Here is a 552-nt window from a genome sequence, read left to right as displayed (position 1 = left end):
CGGCCGCGACGCGATGCGTTTCTGCTTCGATACGGTCACCACCAATCCGGCAAAGATCATGGGCCTCGATGGCTACGGCCTCGATGTCGGCTGCAACGGCGACCTCGTGCTGCTGCAGGCGCACGATCCCATCGAAGCGATCCGCCTGAAGGCAACGCGGCTCGCGGTCGTGCGCCGCGGCAAGGTGATCGCCGAAACGCCCGCGCGGATCGGCCGGCTCGCGCTCGATGGCCGCCCAACATCGGTCGATCCGGCCGCCTACGCGCCGCCGACATGATCTCTCGACCCCCACCCGCGCCTCGTCCGGCAGCATGACATCAGTCTCTCCCCATTCGCTGCGTGTTGCCGTCATCGGCGGCGGCGTGGCCGGCGCGTTTGCCGCGCTTATCCTTTCCAAGCTGCCGCAGATCGGGACGATCACCGTGCTGGATCGCGACGGCGCCTTCGGACGTGGGCTCGCCTATTCCGCCAAGGCCAAGTGGCACCGCATCAACGTTCCCGCTTACAAGATGGGCGGGCTCGGTGCCGACGATGACGGCTTTGTTGAATGGC

At 67.0% G+C, this 552-nt stretch carries 1 protein-coding gene and 1 pseudogene; both read left to right on the top strand.

Annotated features, from left to right (window positions below; genetic code table 11):
• Window positions 1-277: pseudogene (locus tag AC1DU6_RS35380) on the top strand (cytosine deaminase); the annotation flags it as partial.
• Window positions 278-311: 34 nt separating this feature from the next.
• The coding region (locus AC1DU6_RS35375; protein WP_477863257.1) for an FAD/NAD(P)-binding protein at window positions 312-552 on the top strand (241 nt) is incomplete at its 3' end.

The organism is Roseateles sp. P5_B10 (assembly GCF_056400485.1).
This window is presented reverse-complemented; position numbering and strand designations above follow the sequence as displayed.